A 16,862-nucleotide genomic window follows, 5' to 3' on the forward strand; every position below is an offset into this window, starting at 1 on the left:
ATTCCTCCCCGGAACGGGGAGGGGGACCGCTCGCGCAGCGAGTGGTGGAGGGGGCTCTCCACCAGCGCTGACCCATGCGGCAATCCCCCTCCACCGTGCCGCTTCGCGTCACGGTCCCCCTCCCCGCGGGCGGGGAGGAGCTAAGAGTTACACCAGCGCCTTGGCCTCGTCGTCCATGGTGCCCGATACCTCATTGGCCTGCAGGATCATGTCGGTATGGGCCGCGCCGCTCGGGATCATCGGGAAGCAATTGGCGAGCTTGGCGACGCGGCAGTCGACGATCACCGGCCCGTCATGGTCCAGCATCGCCGCGATGCCGTCCTCCAGCTGGTCGCGATGCTCGATCAGGATACCCTTCCAGCCATAGGCCTCGCCCAGCTTCACGAAGTCGGGCAAGCTGTCCGAATAGCTTTCGGCATAGCGGCTCTCATAGGTCAGTTCCTGCCACTGGCGGACCATGCCCATATATTTGTTGTTCAGGATGAAGATCTTGACCGGCAGGCGGTACTGGGTCGCCGTCGCCAGCTCCTGGATGTTCATCTGGATCGAGGCTTCGCCCGCGATATCGATCACCAGCGCCCCCGGATTGCCGAGCTGCGCACCGATCGCGGCGGGCAGGCCGTAACCCATGGTGCCCAGGCCGCCGGAGGTCAGCCACTTGTTAGGCTTTTCGAAGCCGAAATGCTGGGCGGCCCACATCTGGTGCTGGCCGACCTCGGTGGTGATGATCGGCTGGCGCGCCTTGGTCGCGTCGTATAGCGCGCGGATCGCGCGCTGCGGCATGATCGCGTCGCCCGCTTCCGGAAACGAGAGACAGCCGACCGCGCGCCACCCTGCGATGCGGCTCTGCCACTCGGTGGTGTCGGGCTTGGGATGCTGGCGCGACTTCCAGATGCGCACCGCATCCTCCAGCGCGTGGCCGACATCGGCGATGATGGCCAGGTCGACGCGAACATTCTTGTTCACGCTCGATCGGTCGATATCGACATGGACCTTCCGGCTATTGGGGCTGAACGCATCCAGACGCCCCGTCACGCGGTCGTCGAAGCGGCTGCCCAAAGCGACCACGAGGTCGGCCTGGTTCATCGCCATATTGGCTTCGTAGGTGCCGTGCATCCCCAGCATCCCCAACCATTGCGGGTCGCTGGCCGGGAAGGCGCCCAGGCCCATCAGGGTCGAGGTGACGGGCGCGCCGGTGATGCGGGCCAGTTCGCGCAGCAGCTGCGACGCGGCCGGACCCGAATTGATGATGCCGCCGCCGGTATAGAGGATCGGCCGCTCGGCCGCCGCCAGCATGTCGACCAGCTGCTCGATTTGGGCTTGGTCGGCCTTCACCTGCGGGCGATAGGTCTTGTGACGGATCGGCCCCGGCTTCTGATAGCGGGCGGTGGCGACCTGCACGTCCTTGGGGATGTCGATCACGACCGGCCCGGGGCGGCCCGAGGTCGCGATGTGGAACGCTTCATGCACCACCTCGCCCAGGCGCGCGGGGTCCTTCACCAGATAATTATGCTTGGAGCAGTGGCGCGTGATGCCGACCGTATCGGCTTCCTGGAACGCGTCGGTGCCGATCAGCGCGGTCGGCACCTGGCCGGTGATGACCACCATGGGGATCGAATCGAGCAGCGCGTCGGTGATGCCGGTAACCGCATTGGTCGCGCCCGGCCCGGAGGTGACGAGCACCACGCCGGGCTTGCCGGTCGAGCGGGCATAGCCCTCCGCCGCATGGGTCGCCGCCTGTTCGTGGCGGACGAGGATATGGCGGATGCGCTTCGATCGAAACATGGCGTCATAGATCGGCAGCACTGCGCCACCCGGATAGCCGAAGACGACCTCCACGCCGAGATCGCACAGCGCCTCGACCAGGATATCGGCTCCGCTTTTCTCGGTCATCGTCTTCGTCCTTCTGCGTCCGTGCCCACTGACGGGGCGTGTCGGGAATGGCGCGGCTACAAGTTTAAAAAGTGCGCGTCAACCGTCAATTGCGCAATAAAGTTTCTATTATGTTGCGTCGCACATCGGGCGCGGTGTCGGGAATCACTGTCCAGCCCGGGCCGGGCTGGTGCCGGAACCAGGTGAATTGCCTTTTGGCATAACGCCTTGTCGCCAGTGCGCCCGCCGCCTGCGCTTCGGCGCGGGTCATGGTGCCCGCCAGCAGCGCGGCGGCCTCGGGCACGCCGATCGCGCGGCGGATGGGGGCGTCGGCGGGCAGGTCGGGGCGGGCGAGCAGGGCGGCAGCTTCGTCCAGCCCTTCGTCCAGCATTTCGCCGAAACGCCGGTCGATGCGCGCGTTCAGCCAGTCGCGATCGGGCAGCAGGATGACGGCGGAAAGGGCGATGCGGTCGCCGATGCCGCCTTCCTTGCGCGCCTGCCATTCGTGCAGCGCGCGGCCGGTCGAGCGCACCACCTCCAGCGCGCGGGCGACGCGGGTGGTGTCGGCCGGGTTCAGCCGGGCGGCGGCGGTGGCGTCTTCGCGCGACAGGGCGGCATGTGCCTCGGCGACGGGCAAGGCGCGGACCTCTGCGCGAATATCGGCATCGATCTCGGGCACCGGCGCGATGCCGTCGAGCAGGGTGCGCATATAAAGGCCGGTGCCGCCGACCAGGATCGGTAGCGATCCCGCCGCCACGCTGTCGTCGATCGCGGCGCGCGCCTCCGCCGCCCAGCGCGCCGCCGAATAGCCGGTGTCCGCGCCGTTGACATGGCCGAACAGCCGATGCGGAGCCTGCGCCTCTTCCTCGAGGGAGGGGCGGGCGGTCAGGATCGACAGGTCCCGGTACACCTGCGCCGAATCGGCATTGATGATCGTGCCGCCGGTCGCCTTCGCCAGATCGAGCGCCAATGCGGACTTGCCGCTGGCGGTCGGCCCTGCGATGAGCGCGACCCTGGGTCGGTCAGAGGAGTTCGCCATGTTCATCGCCACGCTGATAGCAGCCAAGGGCCGGCTGGCCGATGCCGATTTGACGACCGCGCAGGCAAAATTGGCGGCGGCGGGCTGCACCGTTGCCGATACCCGCTGGATCGATACGGGTATCGCGGCCGACCTCGACTTCACTGGCGATCCGCTGGTGGCGCGTGAGGCGCTGGAGGGGCGGTTCGACGCGACCGATGTCATCGTACAGGCGGCGGCGCACCGTGAGAAGCGGCTGCTGGTCGCCGACATGGACTCCACCATGATTACCGTCGAGTGCATCGACGAACTGGCCGATTATGCCGGGATCAAGGAGCAGGTCGCCGAGGTCACCGAACGCGCGATGCGCGGCGAACTCGACTTCGCCGCCGCGCTCGACGCGCGCGTCGCGCTGCTCGAAGGGCTGGACGAGCGCGTCATCGAACAATGCCTGGCCGAGCGGGTGACGCTGATGGCTGGAGCCCGCGCGCTGATCCGCACGATGAAGGCGCGCGGCGGTCACGCCATTCTTGTGTCGGGCGGCTTTACCCGCTTCGCCGAGCCGGTCGCCGCCGAAATCGGCTTCGACCGTGCCATCGCCAATTACCTCGAGATCGCGCACGGCAAGCTGACCGGCACGGTGCGCAAGCCCATCGTCGGTTCGGACACCAAGGAAAAGACGCTGCTCGCCGCGCTCGACGAACTGGGCATCGGCGCGGCGGAGAGCATGGCGGTGGGCGACGGCGCCAACGACCTGGCGATGATCCGCCGGGCCGGGCTGGGCATCGCGTACCGGGCCAAGCCGATCGTCGCGGGCGCGGCGGCGGCGCGGGTCGATCATGGCGACCTGACCGCGCTCCTCTATGCGCAGGGCATTCCCAGTGCGGAGTGGGTGGTCGGTTAAGGGCAGGCCGAACATTCCTCCCCTGCCAGGGGAGGAATAGGGCATTACGGCGCGACCACCACGCAGGGCTGGCCCGAGCGGCTGCACGCCGCCTGTGCCGCGCTACGATTGCCATAGCCGCCCGCCTGCAGCCGGGTGACGCTGCCCACCGTGACGAAGAAGGGCTTCGCACCGCCCAGGCGACCGCGCACCCTTTGCCACAACTGATCGGCATTTCCGCGATCGCGGAACGCGCCGAGCTGGATCCGCCAGGCACCGCCGCTGGCATGCGTCGCCGGAGCTGGTTTCGCCGCGCGGGGCCTGGGGGCGGGCGGCGGCGCGGCGGCGTTGCGCTGGCCGACCAGATCGGAGGCCTCTTCGCGAACGGCGGGGGCGCCCGGCACTGGATAGCTGGCGCCGTAGGCCGAGGTGGTGGGGCGTGACGGGGCGACCGGCACCGGCTGTACCCGCGATGGCGAAGGGGCGGGCGGGCTGGCGGCAGGAGTGCTGCTGGCGGCGGTCTGGCCAGTGGCGGGATTGGGACCCACCATCACCCGCTTCGGCCCGTTCGCGACGGGTGCGGGCGTGGGCAGCGCGGCGAGCTGCGCACGGTAGCGCTGGGCCAGCTCGACGCCGTGCTGGCGGTCGGGCGGGGTGATATACTGGTCCATCTGCGCCAGCGTCTGCGACGCGGCCTGCACGCCCGCCTGCGACGCCAGCGTCATCAGCGCATAGGCGCGCGGATAGTCGCGGGGAACGCCGTCGCCGTTGAACAGCATCGTGCCCAGCACCAGCTGCGCGCGCGGTTCGCCATGCGCGACCGACTTTTCCAGCCATGGCGCGGCCTCGGCCTTCTTGCCCGCCTGGAACAGCGCGAGGCCGTAATTGTCGGCCGCCTGGACATGGCCCTGGACCGCAGCCTTGCGGAACCAGCTTTCGGCAAGCGCGGGGTCGAGCGGCACGCCACGCCCCAGCTTATAGGCCTGGGCCAGGTTGAACTGCGCATCGGCATCGCCCGCGACGGCGGGTCCGCGCCATTCGTCGACGGCCTTGCGATAATCGCCCTGCGCCCAGGCCTCGACCCCGGCCTTGACGTCGGGCACGGCCAAGGCGGGAACTGCCATCAAGAGGGCGACGGGCGCGACCATGCCGCCGATCGGGAATCTGCGCATCATCCTTCGTCCTTACACCCTTGTTGCACGCGCCATCCATGCCCCGCCAGGGGCGGCGGGTAAAGCTGGCAGTGAGGGGTTAACCGTTCCTTATGGGCTTTGGGGCTAGCACGGCGTCCGATCGGGGAATGGGGTCATGCTCCGGGCGTCTCGCACGTCCCTGGCACGGCGTATCGGCCGCCTTCCCCTGGGCTGAACCGGATGACCGATATGACCACGTTCCGCACTCTTCTGTCCTGCAGCGTCGGCGTGTTGATACTGGGCGGCTGCACCGCGACGAGCCCCCGCTCGGCGAGACTGGACGCGCAGGCCGGCCCGGCCAAGGCGACCGCCGCACTCGCCGACCATACCCGTCGGATATTGGCGCAACGCGATGGCGAGGCGGCCGTGGCCTCGGCCGAGCGACTGGTTTCCGCCGAACCGAGGAACGCGACCTATCGTTCGCTTTTGGGACAAAGCTATCTTCAGGCCGGGCGTTTCGCCTCGGCGCGACAGGCCTTTGCGGACGCCTTGCAGCTTGACCCGGGCGATGGCCGCGCCGCGCTGAACCTGGCGCTGGCGTTGATCGCGGGCGGCAATGGCGAGGGGGCGCGGGCGTTGCTCGACGAACATGCCGCCGTCATTCCATCCGCCGATCTGGGGCTCGCCCTGGCGCTGGCGGGAGCACCGGGCCAAGGCGTCCGCCTGCTGACCGCCGCCGCGCGCGAACCGGGGGCGAGCGTCAAGACCCGGCAGAACCTGGCGCTGGCGCTGGCGCTGTCCGGCCAGTGGGAAATGGCACGCATGGCGGCGTCGGCCGACATGGCGCCTGCCGATGTCGAGGTCCGTATGCGCGAATGGGCCGACTTCGCCGCCAATGCCAGCCCGGCCGACCGGGTCTCCTCGCTGCTCGGCATCAGACAGGCGGTCGACACCGGCCAGCCCATCACGCTGGCGCTGAACGCCGCGCCCTCGGTGGCGGTCGTGCAGGAGATGGTGCAGGCCCTGCCTGAGCCACGGCCTGAGGCTGCGAACGCAGGTCCGGCCGACCCCGCCCCGGTCGTCGCCGATCCGGCAGCGGCCCGGATCGCCTTTGCGGCGCGTCGCGAGATCGTCCAGGCGCTGCCCATGACCCGCGAGCGCCCGGCCTTGCATGTCGCCGCTCCGGCTTCATCGAACCCGATGATGGCGCGGCGTGACGATGACGCGGCGCCCGCCACCATGCTCGCACGGGCCGAGCGCATGGCGCCGGGCCTGGTCACCACGCCCGCCCTGCTTCGTCGCGCCGAGGAACGGCGTGTCGTCGCGCGGCGCGGCGGCGACTGGAATGTTCAGATCGGGGCCTTCGGCAAGGCGGACGGCGCGCAAAAGGCCTGGGCGCAACTCACCCGGCGCTATGGTGGCTTGGCGGGCTATGCCCCACAAAGCGGGACCGTACGTCTGTCGGGGGGGCAGCTGTACCGATTGTCGGTCGGCGGGCTGAACCGCGCGGATGCCGACTCATTCTGCCGTCGCTATCGTGTGGCGGGAGGCTCGTGTTTCGTCCGCCGTCAGGCTGGCGACCACATGGCGCAATGGGCACGGCCCGGTATCGGCGTCGCCTGAGCCACAGGCGGGAAGGTCAGACGGCCTCGCCCGCCGCGCGGCCGCTCGCCCAGGCCCATTGGAAGTTATAGCCGCCCAGCCAGCCGGTGACGTCCACCGCCTCGCCGACGAAGTGAAGGCCCGGCACCGCCTTGGCCTCCATGGTGCGGGAGGACAGCCCGGCGGTCGAGACGCCGCCGACCGTCACCTCGGCCTTGGCATAGCCCTCGCTGCCATTGGGGTGGAAAGTCCAGTCGGCCAGGCGGCCCTGTGCCGCCGCCAGTACCTTGTCGGTCGCGGCCCCCAGTTCGCCGGGCAATGCCAGCCGTTCCGCCAGCGTCTCGGCCAGCCGGTCGGGCAGATGCTGGCCGAGTGCGCGGCGCGGACTGGCGCGCGGGGCGCTGCGCTTCAGGGCGAGCAGCCAGTCGGGCGCACAATCGGGCAGGAAATCGATCCCTATGGCCTCGCCATGCCGCCAATAGGACGACACCTGCAGGATCGCGGGACCCGACAGCCCGCGATGGGTGAACAGCGCGGCCTCACGAAACCGCGTCTTGCCCGCGCGTGCGACGACCTCCGACGCGACGCCGGAAAGCGAGCGAAACAGCGTCTCTTCGCCACCCAGCGTCAGCGGCACGAGGGCCGGGCGCGGCTCGACCACCTTCAACCCGAATTGGCGCGCCAGGTCATAGGCGTAACTGGTCGCGCCCATCTTGGGGATGCTCGGCCCGCCGGTCGCGACGATCAGGCGGGGGGCGGTTGCGGTCTTGCCGCCGTGGGTCACGCGGAACTGCGCTCCGTCATGCGTGACGCTTTCGACCGGCTGTCCCAAGGCGACGTCGACGCCGCCGCCGGATCGCGCGGCTCGGTCGCATTCGTCGAGCAGCATGTCGACGATCTGTCGTGCCGACCCGTCGCAGAACAGTTGCCCGAGCGTCTTTTCATGCCAGGCGATGCCGTGCGCCTCGACCAGGGCCAGGACGTCGGCGGGGGTGTAGCGGCCCAGCGCCGACTTGGCGAAATGCGGATTGGCCGACAGGAAGCGGTCGGGCGCGGTGCCGATATTGGTGAAATTGCACCGCCCGCCGCCGGAGATCAGGATCTTCTTGCCCGGTGCATCGGCATGATCGACGACCAGCACCCGCCGCCCCCGCTGCCCGGCGGTCGCCGCCGCCATGAGCCCCGCCGCCCCTGCGCCGAGGATGATCGCGTCATAGTGTTGCATGGGCGCGGTTTAGTCGTTCTGCAGCAGAAGCGATAGATTACTCGGTTTGCGGCTTGGCACGCCCCTCCCGCAGGCGGGAGGGGATGGGGGAGGGTAGGCCTCAAGCGATGGTCTCGGTGAGACACCTTTCCCTCCCCTCGGTCCCCTCCCGCCTGCGGGAGGGGATGCAGAAGTGGAAGGTCGGGGAGACTAGCTTACCTCCACCACCTCGATCGCATCCGCTTTCCCCCCGAACGCAACCGTCTCCCCCGCCATCGCGCCCATCAGTGCGCGCGCCAGCGGCGCGGCATAGGCGATGCGGTCATGGGCCGGGTCGGCTTCGTCATGGCCGACGATGGTCAGCGTCTTCGTCTGACCATTCAGCCGGATCGTCACCGTACTGCCGATCCCGACCTCGTCCTCGGCGGGGGTGGGGGCCAGTTCGGCGGTGGCGGCGCGAGTGTTCCAGTAACGGAGTTCGCGCTGAAGCCGGGTACGCTTCTCATCATCCGTCGCGGAAGCGACCGCGGCTTCGACTTCGGCGACCTTGGCGCGGGTCAGTTCCAGCCCCCTGGGCGTGACCAGATTGGGGCCGGGTGGGATCGGCAGCTCGAATTTGGGTTCGAGATGTTCCTCATCGGATTCGCGGCGAAAGGCGACACTCATCGGGTATCAACGCATGGGCTCATGGCGCGGCTCCATGGCGGGCCATTCGGTTCGCCGCAAGCGCGGCTTGAGTTTTCTGTACAATCGTGTAAAGGGCCACGCTTTCACGGAACGCAAACATTCACCCGTGCCGCATGGGTGTATCCGCCAACTAAGAGGGATGGGTCCCTTGGTTCGGCGGTACGCGCTCCTTTTTCTGTTGGAGTCCCCATGCCTTTTTCTGCTCTGCCGCCGGTATTGTCGGCTGCCCTTTCCGCGCGCGGCTATACCGCCCCAACCCCCGTCCAGGCCGCCGTTATCGAGGATGACGCCCAGGGCCGCGACCTGATCGTGTCGGCCCAGACCGGCTCGGGCAAGACCGTCGCCTTCGGCCTTGCGATGGCGAGCGAGCTGCTGGGCGGCGGCGATCACCTGCCCCAGCCGGGCGCGCCGATGGCGCTGGTTATCGCGCCGACCCGCGAGCTGGCGCTGCAGGTCAGCCGCGAGCTGGAATGGCTCTATGCCGGGGCCCGTGCGCGTATCGCGACCTGCGTCGGCGGCATGGACGCCTCGCGCGAGCGCCGGGCGCTCAGCCATGGCACGCATATCGTCGTCGGCACGCCGGGCCGTCTGCGCGACCATCTGGAGCGTGGCGCGCTTGACCTGTCATCGCTGAAGTTCGTCGTTCTCGACGAGGCGGACGAGATGCTCGACATGGGCTTCCGCGAAGACCTGGAGCAGATCCTCGACGGCACGCCGTCCGAGCGCCGCACGCTCCTGTTCTCGGCGACCATGCCGCGCCCGATCGTGCAGCTCGCCAAGCGTTACCAGACCAATGCCAAGCGGATCGAGACGATCAGCGAGGACAAGGGCCATGCGGACATCGCCTATCAGGCGGTGACGGTCGCGCCCGCCGATATCGAGGCGGCGGTGGTCAACCTGCTGCGCCTGCACGAGGCGGAGGTCGCGATCCTGTTCTGCGCCACCCGCGACAATGTCCGCCACCTGCACGCCAGCCTGGTCGAGCGCGGTTTCTCGGCGGTGGCGCTGTCGGGTGAGCATTCGCAGAACGAGCGCAACCATGCGCTCCAGGCGCTGCGTGACGGTCGCGCTCGCGTCTGCGTCGCGACCGACGTCGCGGCACGCGGCATCGACCTGCCCGGCCTGACTTTGGTCATCCATGTCGAAATCCCCCGCGATGCCGAAGCGCTCCAGCACCGTTCGGGCCGCACCGGCCGCGCGGGCCGCAAGGGCACCGCGATCCTGATCGTCCCCTATCCGCGCCGTCGTCGGGTCGAGGGCATGCTACGCGGCGCACGCATCGATGCCGAATGGCGTCGCGCGCCGACGCTGGAGGAAATCCGCGCACAGGACCGCGAGCGTCTGCTCGCCGCGCTGCTGGCGCCGGTCGAGGTGGACGAGGGTGATCGTGAGCTGGCCACCCGCCTGCTCGCCGAGAAGTCGCCGGAGGATATCGCCGCCGCGCTCGTCCGGGCGCACCGCGCAGCCCTTCCCCAGGCCGAGGAACTGGTCGAGGGCGACGCTCCGGCCCCGCGCGAGCGTCGCGAAGGGTTCGACGACACCGCCTGGTTCCGCATGAGCGTCGGTCGCAGCCAGAATGCCGATCCGCGCTGGCTGCTGCCGCTGATCTGCCGTCGCGGGCACATCACCCGCAACGAGATCGGCGCGATCCGCATCCAGCCGAACGAGACGCTGTTCGAAATCCCGTCGGCACTGGCGTCCCGTTTCGTCGCCGCGCTGAAGCGGACCGAGGCAGATCATGCCGAGGACGATATCGCGATCGAGCAGGCCGATGGCCCCCCCGCCGGCGGCTCGGGCCATGGCGGTCCGCGTCGCGGCCCGGGCGGCAACCGCCCGATGGGCGGTCGCCCAGCCGGTGGCCCCGGCGGCCCGCGCCGCTATTCGCCGCGCCCCACCCAGGGCGGCCCGCGCGGTCCCCGTCGCGGCTAAGCTGATAAAGGGGTACGTAAAAAGCCTCGCCGAGACGTCTCGGCGAGGCTTTTTTTATTCCTCCCCAAGCTATGCTTGGGGAGGGGGACCGCCGGGCGTCAGCCCGGTGGTGGAGGGGCCGCAACCCTCGCTGGCGTTGCCGCCCCTCCACCACGCCCTGCGGGCGCGGTCCCCCTCCCCATCAGAGATGGGGAGGATTTCTGTTAGAGAATTTCTCGTCCGGCCTTCCAGAGGCGCAGGGCGCGGCCTTGCACCGGGAAGCCGTCGAACGGCGTATTGCCCGCCGAGGCGAAAGTGTCGCCCGACACCATCCAGGGCTTGTCGGCGTCGAACAGCATCAGATCGGCAGGCTTGCCCGGCTCCAGCGTGCCGGTGTCGAGGCCCAGCACCTTGGCCGGATTGGCTGCCAGCAGCGCAAATAGCCGGGGCAGGGTGATCCGCTCGTCCCGCACCAGCATCAGCGCCAGCGGGAGCAGCGTCTCCGCCCCCGCCATGCCCGCCTCGGCATCGACGAAGGGCAGGCGCTTGGACTCCGGCCCGTGCGGGTCGTGACCCGATCCGATGACGTCGACCGTCCCGTCCGCTACCGCTGCCAGCGCGGCCTGCCGGTCGCTCTCGTCGCGTAGTGGCGGCGAAAGGCGGGCGAAGGTGCGGAAATCGGTGACCGCGATGTCGGACAGGTGGAGATGCGCGGGCGTGATGCCGCACGTCACCTTGACGCCCCGACGCTTGGCCGCGCGGATCAGGTCGAAGCCCGCGGCCGTCGTGACCTGCCGGATGTGCAGCTTCGCGCCCGTTTCCTCGGCCAGCATCAGATCGCGTGCGATGGCGAGCGACTCGGCAATGGCGGGGGCAGAGGGCAGGCCCAGACGGCTCGCCGTCTCGCCCTCGGTCGCCACCGCATCGGCGGCAAGGCCACCGTCCTCGGCATGGGCGATGACGGTCAGGCCCAGATCGCCCGCATAGGCGAGGACCCGGTGCATCACCCCCGAATCGGCGATCCAGCCGCGCCCGGTGCCTACCGCCTTGGCCCCTGCCGACACGCACACCGCCATCTCGGCCAGATCGGTGCCCGCGAGCGAGCGGGTCGCGGCCGCAATGGGGTGGATCCACAGGTCGGGCCGCCCGATCAGCGCGGCGCGCTGCACCACGCCCGGATCGTCGAGCACCGGCGACTGGTCGGGCATCAGGCCGACGCGCACGATGCCGCCTGCGCGGCAGGCGGCGCGGTCGACCTTGAACACGCCCAAATCGACGATGCCGGGGGCGAGCCGCTTGCCGCCGCAGTCGACGACCGTCGCGCCCTCCGGCACGTCTCCTGGGCCGGTGATGACGCCGTCCTCGACTAGCAGGGTCTGGCCCTTGACCTCGCCGCCGACCGGGCAGACCAGCGTGGCATTGGTGAAGGCGGTGACGCTCATGCCCAGCCCTCCAGCTTGCGCGCCCGTCTGGTCAGCACATCCAGGCACGCCATGCGCACCGCGACGCCCATCGCCACCTGCTCGGTGATCGCCGATTGCGGACCGTCCGCCACCTCCGAGTCGATCTCCACGCCCCGGTTCATCGGGCCGGGGTGCATGACCAGCGCACCGGGCTTGGCGCGCTTCAGCCGTTCGGCGGTCAGGCCGTAGCGCATCCGGTACTCGCGCGTGGAGGGGATATAGCCGCCGGCCATCCGCTCGTTCTGGACGCGCAGCATCATGACCACGTCGGCATCCTCGATCGCTTCGTCGAAATCGGTGAAGGGGGTCACGAACATCCGCTCGATCCCCTTGGGCATCAGCGTCGAGGGTGCGCAGATCCGCACCTCGGCCGCGAGCGCGGTGAGCGCGAGGATGTCCGAACGCGCGACCCGGCTGTGCAATATGTCGCCGCAGATCACGACCTTTTGCCCCGCGACGCTACCCCGGCGGCGGCGGATGGTCAGCATGTCGAGCAGCGCTTGCGTGGGATGCTCGTGCCGCCCGTCGCCCGCGTTCAGGACCGGGCAGTCGACCTTGTCGGCGATCAGGCGAACCGCTCCGCTCGCCATGTGGCGGATCACGATCACATCGGCACGCATCGCGTTCAGCGTCATCGCCGTGTCGATCAGCGTCTCGCCCTTCTTCACGCTCGACTGCGCCGCGTGCATGTTGACCACGTCCGCACCCAGGCGCTTGCCCGCGATCTCGAAGGACAGCAAAGTCCGGGTTGAGTTCTCGAAAAAGGCGTTGATCTGGGTCAGGCCCGCCAGCCTTGTGTCGGGCGTATCGGTCGCGCCGCGATCGAGCCAATGTTCCGCCTCGTCGAGCAGGAACATGATCTCATGCGGTTGAAGGCCGTCGATGCCGGTCAGATGCCGGTGCGGGAAAACGGCGCCACCCTGAATGAGCGTGCCGGGGCGATGATCCGAGGTCTGCATTAAAGCCGCCGGGTAGCGAGCGGGACGGCGTTCGGCAAGGCTTGAGTGGTGCCGCTCAGCGTGTCGGCCAGGTCAGCAGCACGCGTCCATAGCCGATCCGCTGGAGCCGGGCCCGGCCGATCGGAAAGCCCGCGGCGCGCAGCCGCATCGCCAATTCGCGGGCGGTGTCCGGTTGCCCGGCGACATGCTCGGTCCAGAACAGCGTCGGGCAGTCGCGCGGCATGGTCCGGTCGTGCGGGTCGGTGATCGGAAAGCCGAAATGATCCGCGACGTTTCGATAGGCAAAGGGGAAGACGTCGCGATTCTCGCTTGGCAGTGTCGCCATGACGAGGCGGTTGCCGCTGGCGTCGACATGGATCCGGGTCGTGGGGCAGTTGCGCCGGATCGTCGCGATCGCCCGGCCCGTGCCATACCAGCTCGGCTGTGCCACGGTTCGGACCATGTTGGCATGGATCGCAGCCAGTCCGGCCAAACTCATCAGCACGGACAGGATCGTCACGAACAGCGGCCGCACCCGGTCGAGCAGTGCCGCCGCGCCCAGCGCCAGCATCATGGCGATCGGCGGGTGGAGCGCGACGAGATAGCGGCTCATGATGAAGGGGCGCCACAGATGCACCGCCACCATCACCGCGCAGGCGATCGCCAGCCCAACGCCCAGCGTCACCGCCAGATCGGCCCGCAGGGCAAGACGCCGTTCGCGCCAGCTTCGATGCGCCAGCAACCCGAAACCGACGACCGCCAGGATGGTGATCGGCAGGTTGGCGCTCAGGCCGCTTTCGATCTCCCCCTGGATCGCCCAGCGCGCGCGGGTCAGGCCGCCCTCGATCCAGAAATGGCGGGTATTGGCGTCGAGCTGTCCGAACGACATGACGAGCTGGATCAGCAGCGGCATGGCCGCGATGCTTGCCGCCGCGAGCAACCGGGCGGCACTGGGCCACTGGCGTGCAATCATCCGGCGCAGGATCATGGCCGCGACGAGCCCGCCGACGATCATGCTGGCCGCCAGATGGACGTTGAGCGCTACGAGCAGCGCCAGGGTCAACATTACCCACTCGGCCTTGCGGTGCGCGCGATGGTCCCGCTCGACGGCGATCAGCGCGGCGACCGCGACGGCGGCGGCCGCGAAGGCGAGATAATTGGATCGCAATTCGGCCGCGCGGTCGATGGCGGGCCAGGCACTGGCCAGCGCCACGGCATAGACCCAGCCGATCCGCCGCAAACCCCGCGGGATCAGCCACCACGCCAGCTGGATACCGGCGAGGACGAAAAGGAACAGGTTGACGGCGCGCCGCTCCTCGACCGTCGTGCCCAGCCATGTCGTCGCGCGGGCCAGCGCATAGAAGAGCGGCGGATGATTGTCCGCCAGCCAGCGGTGAAAGGCGTAAGGCAAGGGAACGCCCGGGCGCGCGACGTAGAGCGTGTAGAATTCGTCATACCACGGCCCGCGCAACTGCATCGCCACGGTCATCGCATGGACCTGCGTCACATAGACCACCGCCAGCATTGCGAGCATCCAGAAGGATGGGCGACGCCAGTGAAGCGGCGAAGGCGAGGGCGCGTGGTCGGGGATCATGCCCGGCCGGTCTGCCGCACCCGGTTCCGGGTCGCAAGCCAACGTGCCGGATCGGAGCCGCGAGGCTTCCCGATCCGGCACGTCGCTTTCGTCAGAAGGCGCCCGACAGGGTGATGAAGCCCATGCGTGGCGGCTGGGCATAGCTGTTCCACGTCTTCGACGCCGCGCCGACGACCAGTTCGTAAATGCCCTTGCGGTTGGTCACGTTGGTGACGTTGACCGACAGCTTCAGGTCCTTGACCCCGAACCCGTCGATCTGCGGCAGGCTGTAGCTCGCCTGCAGGTTCAGCAGGTAACGCCCGCCGATCGACTGGTCGTTGGTATAGGTGGCGAAGCGCGGGCCGACATAATCGCCGATCGCCTGGATCTCGAACGGGCCGTCATTGATCGACACCACCGTCTTGTTCAGCCACTTGGCGGTGTTGGGTACATATTTGCCGGCGGTCGGGACGGTCGTCGTGCCGCTGACATAATTGTCGCGGTATTTCGAGCTGTTGTACGACAGCGCATTGTAGACCGACAGGTGCGGGCCGAAGCGCAGGGTGGCGGAGGCGTCGACGCCGTTGGTGCGCACGCGGCCGACATTCTGCAGGATCGACACGCCGCCTATGACCGAGGCGATGACCGGCGTCGCGCTGATCTGGAGCAGGCGGTTGTCGAAGTCGACATGATAGGCGCTGATCTGCGCCTCGATTCCGGTCAGCGGGCCGAGGTCGAGCGCATGGCGCGAGCGCAGGCCCGCCTCATAGGTCCAGGAGGTTTCGGGTGAGGTGTTCGCCTTGATCTGGTCGAACGCCTGCTGGCTACCGACCGCGAAAGGCGACAGGCCCGCCGCGACCGAGGCCTGGAACTGGCGGACATTCTTCTGGATATGGCCGAACAGTTGGTCGTTGCTGCCGATGTCCCAGATCGCACCGAAGGCGGGCAGGAACCACTTCTTCGTGTTCAGCCGCCCTTGTGGATAGCCGGTCGAGGTGCCGGGCAGCGCGCCCGGCAGCGGCTGGGTGGGCACGCGGCCATCGGCGAATTGCAGGCTGGACTTGAACCCGGCCTCGAGCGTCACCACCGGGGTGACGTGCCAGCGATCCTGGATATGCGTCTGGATCAGGTCGTACTTCGTGATCGCGGCATATTGGGTCAGGCGCAGCTTGGCAGGGTCGGCCCATTCATAGGGCGAGGGCGGATTGTCGATCGGGGCTGCATACCAGCGGCGGAAGATCGTGTTGCGGTTATGCTCGTACCAGCCGCCCAGCTCGATCTCATGGTCGCCCGCACGGATCGCCAGCGTCGAAATACCGCCTTTCCGGTCGATGCCATATTCGGTGGTACGCAGCGCATAGCCCGAGCCGCCGAAGACGGCCTTCAGATTCTGCCCCGGATAATAAATGCGGAACAGGCCGGGCAGACCGGCGGCCGCGATCGGGCCGGTGATCTGCCCCTGGCCCTCGTCATGATGGTAATAGACCTGATTGGTCCAGGTGACGGCATCGCCGAAGCGGTGTTCGTACTTGATATAGCCCAGATAATCGGTGCGCTGTGCGTCGCCGAAATAGTTCATGTAATTGTTGGGGTTGTTCGCAGGCGGCGCGCCGTTCGCATCGACATAGGCGAGCGCGGCCTGCCAGTTCGGATAGAGCAGCGAACGGTAATAGGGTTCGATCCCGCCCGCATTGTGTGCGACTGAATCCTGGTTCGGCTCGACCTTGTCCGAAATGTCGAAATAGCCGGTCAGTGTGCCGTTCTCGCCCTTGTGGACGAACTTGGCATTGCCCTGCCACCCGCCCTGACGCGCGTTGAATTCCCAAGCCCGCGCCTTTTGCCGGACGACCGAGAGATAGCCGCTATTGGTGCCGCCCAGCCCCTCGACCTCGCCGCTGTCGATGCGCAGATAGGTCCGGGTCGCGTCATAGCTGCCCAGCGTCTGCGCGAAGCGCACGCCCAGCGTGGCCGCCGGGTCGCTCGAATAGGTTTCGATCCCGCCGCCCAGATTGCTGGCCGAGGCGGTGCCGAGATCGGCGGCTCCGGCGGTCAGGCGGACGCGCGCGACGTTCTCGCTGATGACCGCACGCTGCGGCGTCAGGCCGTTGTAATTGCCATAGGACTGGTCACCCAGCGGCACGCCGTCCATGGTGAAGCCCAGCTGGTTCTGATTGAAGCCGTGGACGAACAGCGAGATATTCTGTTCGTTGTTGCCCCAGGGATCGGCCGTTTCGAACTGCACGCCGGGCAGCGTCTGGATCGCCTTGATCGGGCTGGCGCCGGGCAACACCTTCTGTATCTCCGCCGCGCCCAGCTCGACCGAGGAGCGGGTGGTGCGGTTCGCGGTGACGACGATCTGGTCGCCATTGGTCGCGGCCTCGGTGGCGTCCGGATCGGATTGCTGCTGCGCCATCGCAGGCACGGCGATGACGGCCGCACCGATCATCAACATCGAACGGGAAAGAATGGAAACACGCTGCACGACTGGCCCCCCAAAGGCTCCACAGGAAGCGGCGCAGCTAGGGGGCTTGGGTGACGGGTTAACGACTGGCTAAAGACCAATATATGACATTGCTGGCGA

The 16,862-nt window shown here is 68.3% G+C and carries 12 protein-coding genes; 3 read left to right on the plus strand and 9 right to left on the minus strand.

The window, feature by feature from the left end; translation table 11 throughout:
- Positions 1–147: 147 nt before the first annotated feature.
- A complete protein-coding gene (locus tag AC1GI4_RS16015; protein ID WP_479630159.1) occupies positions 148–1,893 on the minus strand; it encodes an acetolactate synthase 3 large subunit in 1,746 nt (581 codons plus the stop codon).
- A gap of 85 nt (positions 1,894–1,978) precedes the next feature.
- On the minus strand, positions 1,979–2,911 hold the full coding sequence (miaA, locus tag AC1GI4_RS16020; RefSeq protein ID WP_479630438.1) for a tRNA (adenosine(37)-N6)-dimethylallyltransferase MiaA: 933 nt from the start codon (positions 2,909–2,911) through the stop codon (positions 1,979–1,981).
- Here miaA and serB point away from each other — a divergent pair.
- Positions 2,910–3,794 carry a phosphoserine phosphatase SerB gene (serB, locus tag AC1GI4_RS16025; RefSeq protein ID WP_479630160.1) on the plus strand — a complete coding sequence of 295 codons (885 nt, stop codon included), beginning with the start codon at positions 2,910–2,912 and terminating at the stop codon, positions 3,792–3,794. The two genes, miaA and serB, sit on opposite strands and share 2 nt — an antisense overlap.
- Before the next feature lie 44 nt (positions 3,795–3,838).
- On the opposite strand, the gene AC1GI4_RS16030 is transcribed toward serB, so the two are convergent.
- Entirely contained in the window at positions 3,839–4,948 is a 1,110-nt protein-coding gene (locus AC1GI4_RS16030; RefSeq protein WP_479630161.1) for an SPOR domain-containing protein, read from the minus strand.
- 198 nt (positions 4,949–5,146) lie between these two features.
- On the opposite strand from AC1GI4_RS16030, the gene AC1GI4_RS16035 reads away from it, so the two are divergent.
- Positions 5,147–6,529 (plus strand): SPOR domain-containing protein, encoded by a 1,383-nt coding sequence (locus AC1GI4_RS16035; RefSeq protein ID WP_479630162.1) that lies wholly within the window; start codon positions 5,147–5,149, stop codon positions 6,527–6,529.
- A 16-nt stretch (positions 6,530–6,545) separates the two neighbouring features.
- On the opposite strand, the gene AC1GI4_RS16040 is transcribed toward AC1GI4_RS16035, so the two are convergent.
- Together AC1GI4_RS16040 and AC1GI4_RS16045 are read right to left on the minus strand one after the other, a co-directional pair.
- The gene (locus AC1GI4_RS16040; RefSeq protein WP_479630163.1) at positions 6,546–7,733 is read right to left on the minus strand and encodes a BaiN/RdsA family NAD(P)/FAD-dependent oxidoreductase; all 1,188 of its coding nucleotides are present in this window, start codon (positions 7,731–7,733) and stop codon (positions 6,546–6,548) included.
- Between the two features lie 189 nt (positions 7,734–7,922).
- Positions 7,923–8,378 (minus strand): GreA/GreB family elongation factor, encoded by a 456-nt coding sequence (locus AC1GI4_RS16045; protein ID WP_479630164.1) that lies wholly within the window; start codon positions 8,376–8,378, stop codon positions 7,923–7,925.
- Between the two features lie 210 nt (positions 8,379–8,588).
- Here AC1GI4_RS16045 and AC1GI4_RS16050 point away from each other — a divergent pair, with 210 nt between their 5' ends.
- Complete coding sequence (locus AC1GI4_RS16050; RefSeq protein ID WP_479630165.1) at positions 8,589–10,328, plus strand: DEAD/DEAH box helicase; 1,740 nt, start codon at positions 8,589–8,591, stop codon at positions 10,326–10,328.
- A 203-nt stretch (positions 10,329–10,531) separates the two neighbouring features.
- Here the strand turns inward: AC1GI4_RS16050 and AC1GI4_RS16055 are convergent, their stop codons facing one another.
- The 4 genes from AC1GI4_RS16055 to AC1GI4_RS16070 all read right to left on the minus strand — a co-directional run bounded on the left by AC1GI4_RS16055 (position 10,532) and on the right by AC1GI4_RS16070 (position 16,763).
- The gene (locus AC1GI4_RS16055; protein WP_479630166.1) at positions 10,532–11,749 is read right to left on the minus strand and encodes a dihydroorotase; all 1,218 of its coding nucleotides are present in this window, start codon (positions 11,747–11,749) and stop codon (positions 10,532–10,534) included.
- Positions 11,746–12,729 (minus strand): aspartate carbamoyltransferase catalytic subunit, encoded by a 984-nt coding sequence (locus AC1GI4_RS16060; RefSeq protein ID WP_479630167.1) that lies wholly within the window; start codon positions 12,727–12,729, stop codon positions 11,746–11,748. Before AC1GI4_RS16060 ends, AC1GI4_RS16055 begins: the two co-directional genes overlap by 4 nt.
- 55 nt (positions 12,730–12,784) lie before the next feature.
- Positions 12,785–14,302, minus strand: a complete 1,518-nt coding sequence (locus AC1GI4_RS16065) for a hypothetical protein (protein ID WP_479630168.1) — start codon at positions 14,300–14,302, stop codon at positions 12,785–12,787.
- Between the two features lie 91 nt (positions 14,303–14,393).
- Positions 14,394–16,763: a TonB-dependent receptor gene (locus AC1GI4_RS16070; protein ID WP_479630169.1), complete on the minus strand. Its 2,370-nt coding sequence runs from the start codon at positions 16,761–16,763 to the stop codon at positions 14,394–14,396.
- Positions 16,764–16,862: the final 99 nt, after the last annotated feature.

It is taken from the genome of Sphingomonas sp. 77B (genome assembly GCF_056497825.1).

Excerpts from the sequence above, each read along its gene's own strand:
- AC1GI4_RS16045 (WP_479630164.1), bottom strand. The coding sequence starts at position 8,378 with ATGAGTGTCGCCTTTCGCCGCGAATCCGATGAGGAACATCTCGAACCC.
- AC1GI4_RS16055 (WP_479630166.1), bottom strand. The coding sequence starts at position 11,749 with ATGAGCGTCACCGCCTTCACCAATGCCACGCTGGTCTGCCCGGTCGGC.
- AC1GI4_RS16015 (WP_479630159.1), bottom strand. The coding sequence starts at position 1,893 with ATGACCGAGAAAAGCGGAGCCGATATCCTGGTCGAGGCGCTGTGCGAT.
- AC1GI4_RS16050 (WP_479630165.1), top strand. The coding sequence starts at position 8,589 with ATGCCTTTTTCTGCTCTGCCGCCGGTATTGTCGGCTGCCCTTTCCGCG.
- AC1GI4_RS16040 (WP_479630163.1), bottom strand. The coding sequence starts at position 7,733 with ATGCAACACTATGACGCGATCATCCTCGGCGCAGGGGCGGCGGGGCTC.
- AC1GI4_RS16030 (WP_479630161.1), bottom strand. The coding sequence starts at position 4,948 with ATGATGCGCAGATTCCCGATCGGCGGCATGGTCGCGCCCGTCGCCCTC.
- AC1GI4_RS16065 (WP_479630168.1), bottom strand. The coding sequence starts at position 14,302 with ATGATCCCCGACCACGCGCCCTCGCCTTCGCCGCTTCACTGGCGTCGC.
- AC1GI4_RS16060 (WP_479630167.1), bottom strand. The coding sequence starts at position 12,729 with ATGCAGACCTCGGATCATCGCCCCGGCACGCTCATTCAGGGTGGCGCC.
- serB (WP_479630160.1), top strand. The coding sequence starts at position 2,910 with ATGTTCATCGCCACGCTGATAGCAGCCAAGGGCCGGCTGGCCGATGCC.
- miaA (WP_479630438.1), bottom strand. The coding sequence starts at position 2,911 with ATGGCGAACTCCTCTGACCGACCCAGGGTCGCGCTCATCGCAGGGCCG.
- AC1GI4_RS16035 (WP_479630162.1), top strand. The coding sequence starts at position 5,147 with ATGACCGATATGACCACGTTCCGCACTCTTCTGTCCTGCAGCGTCGGC.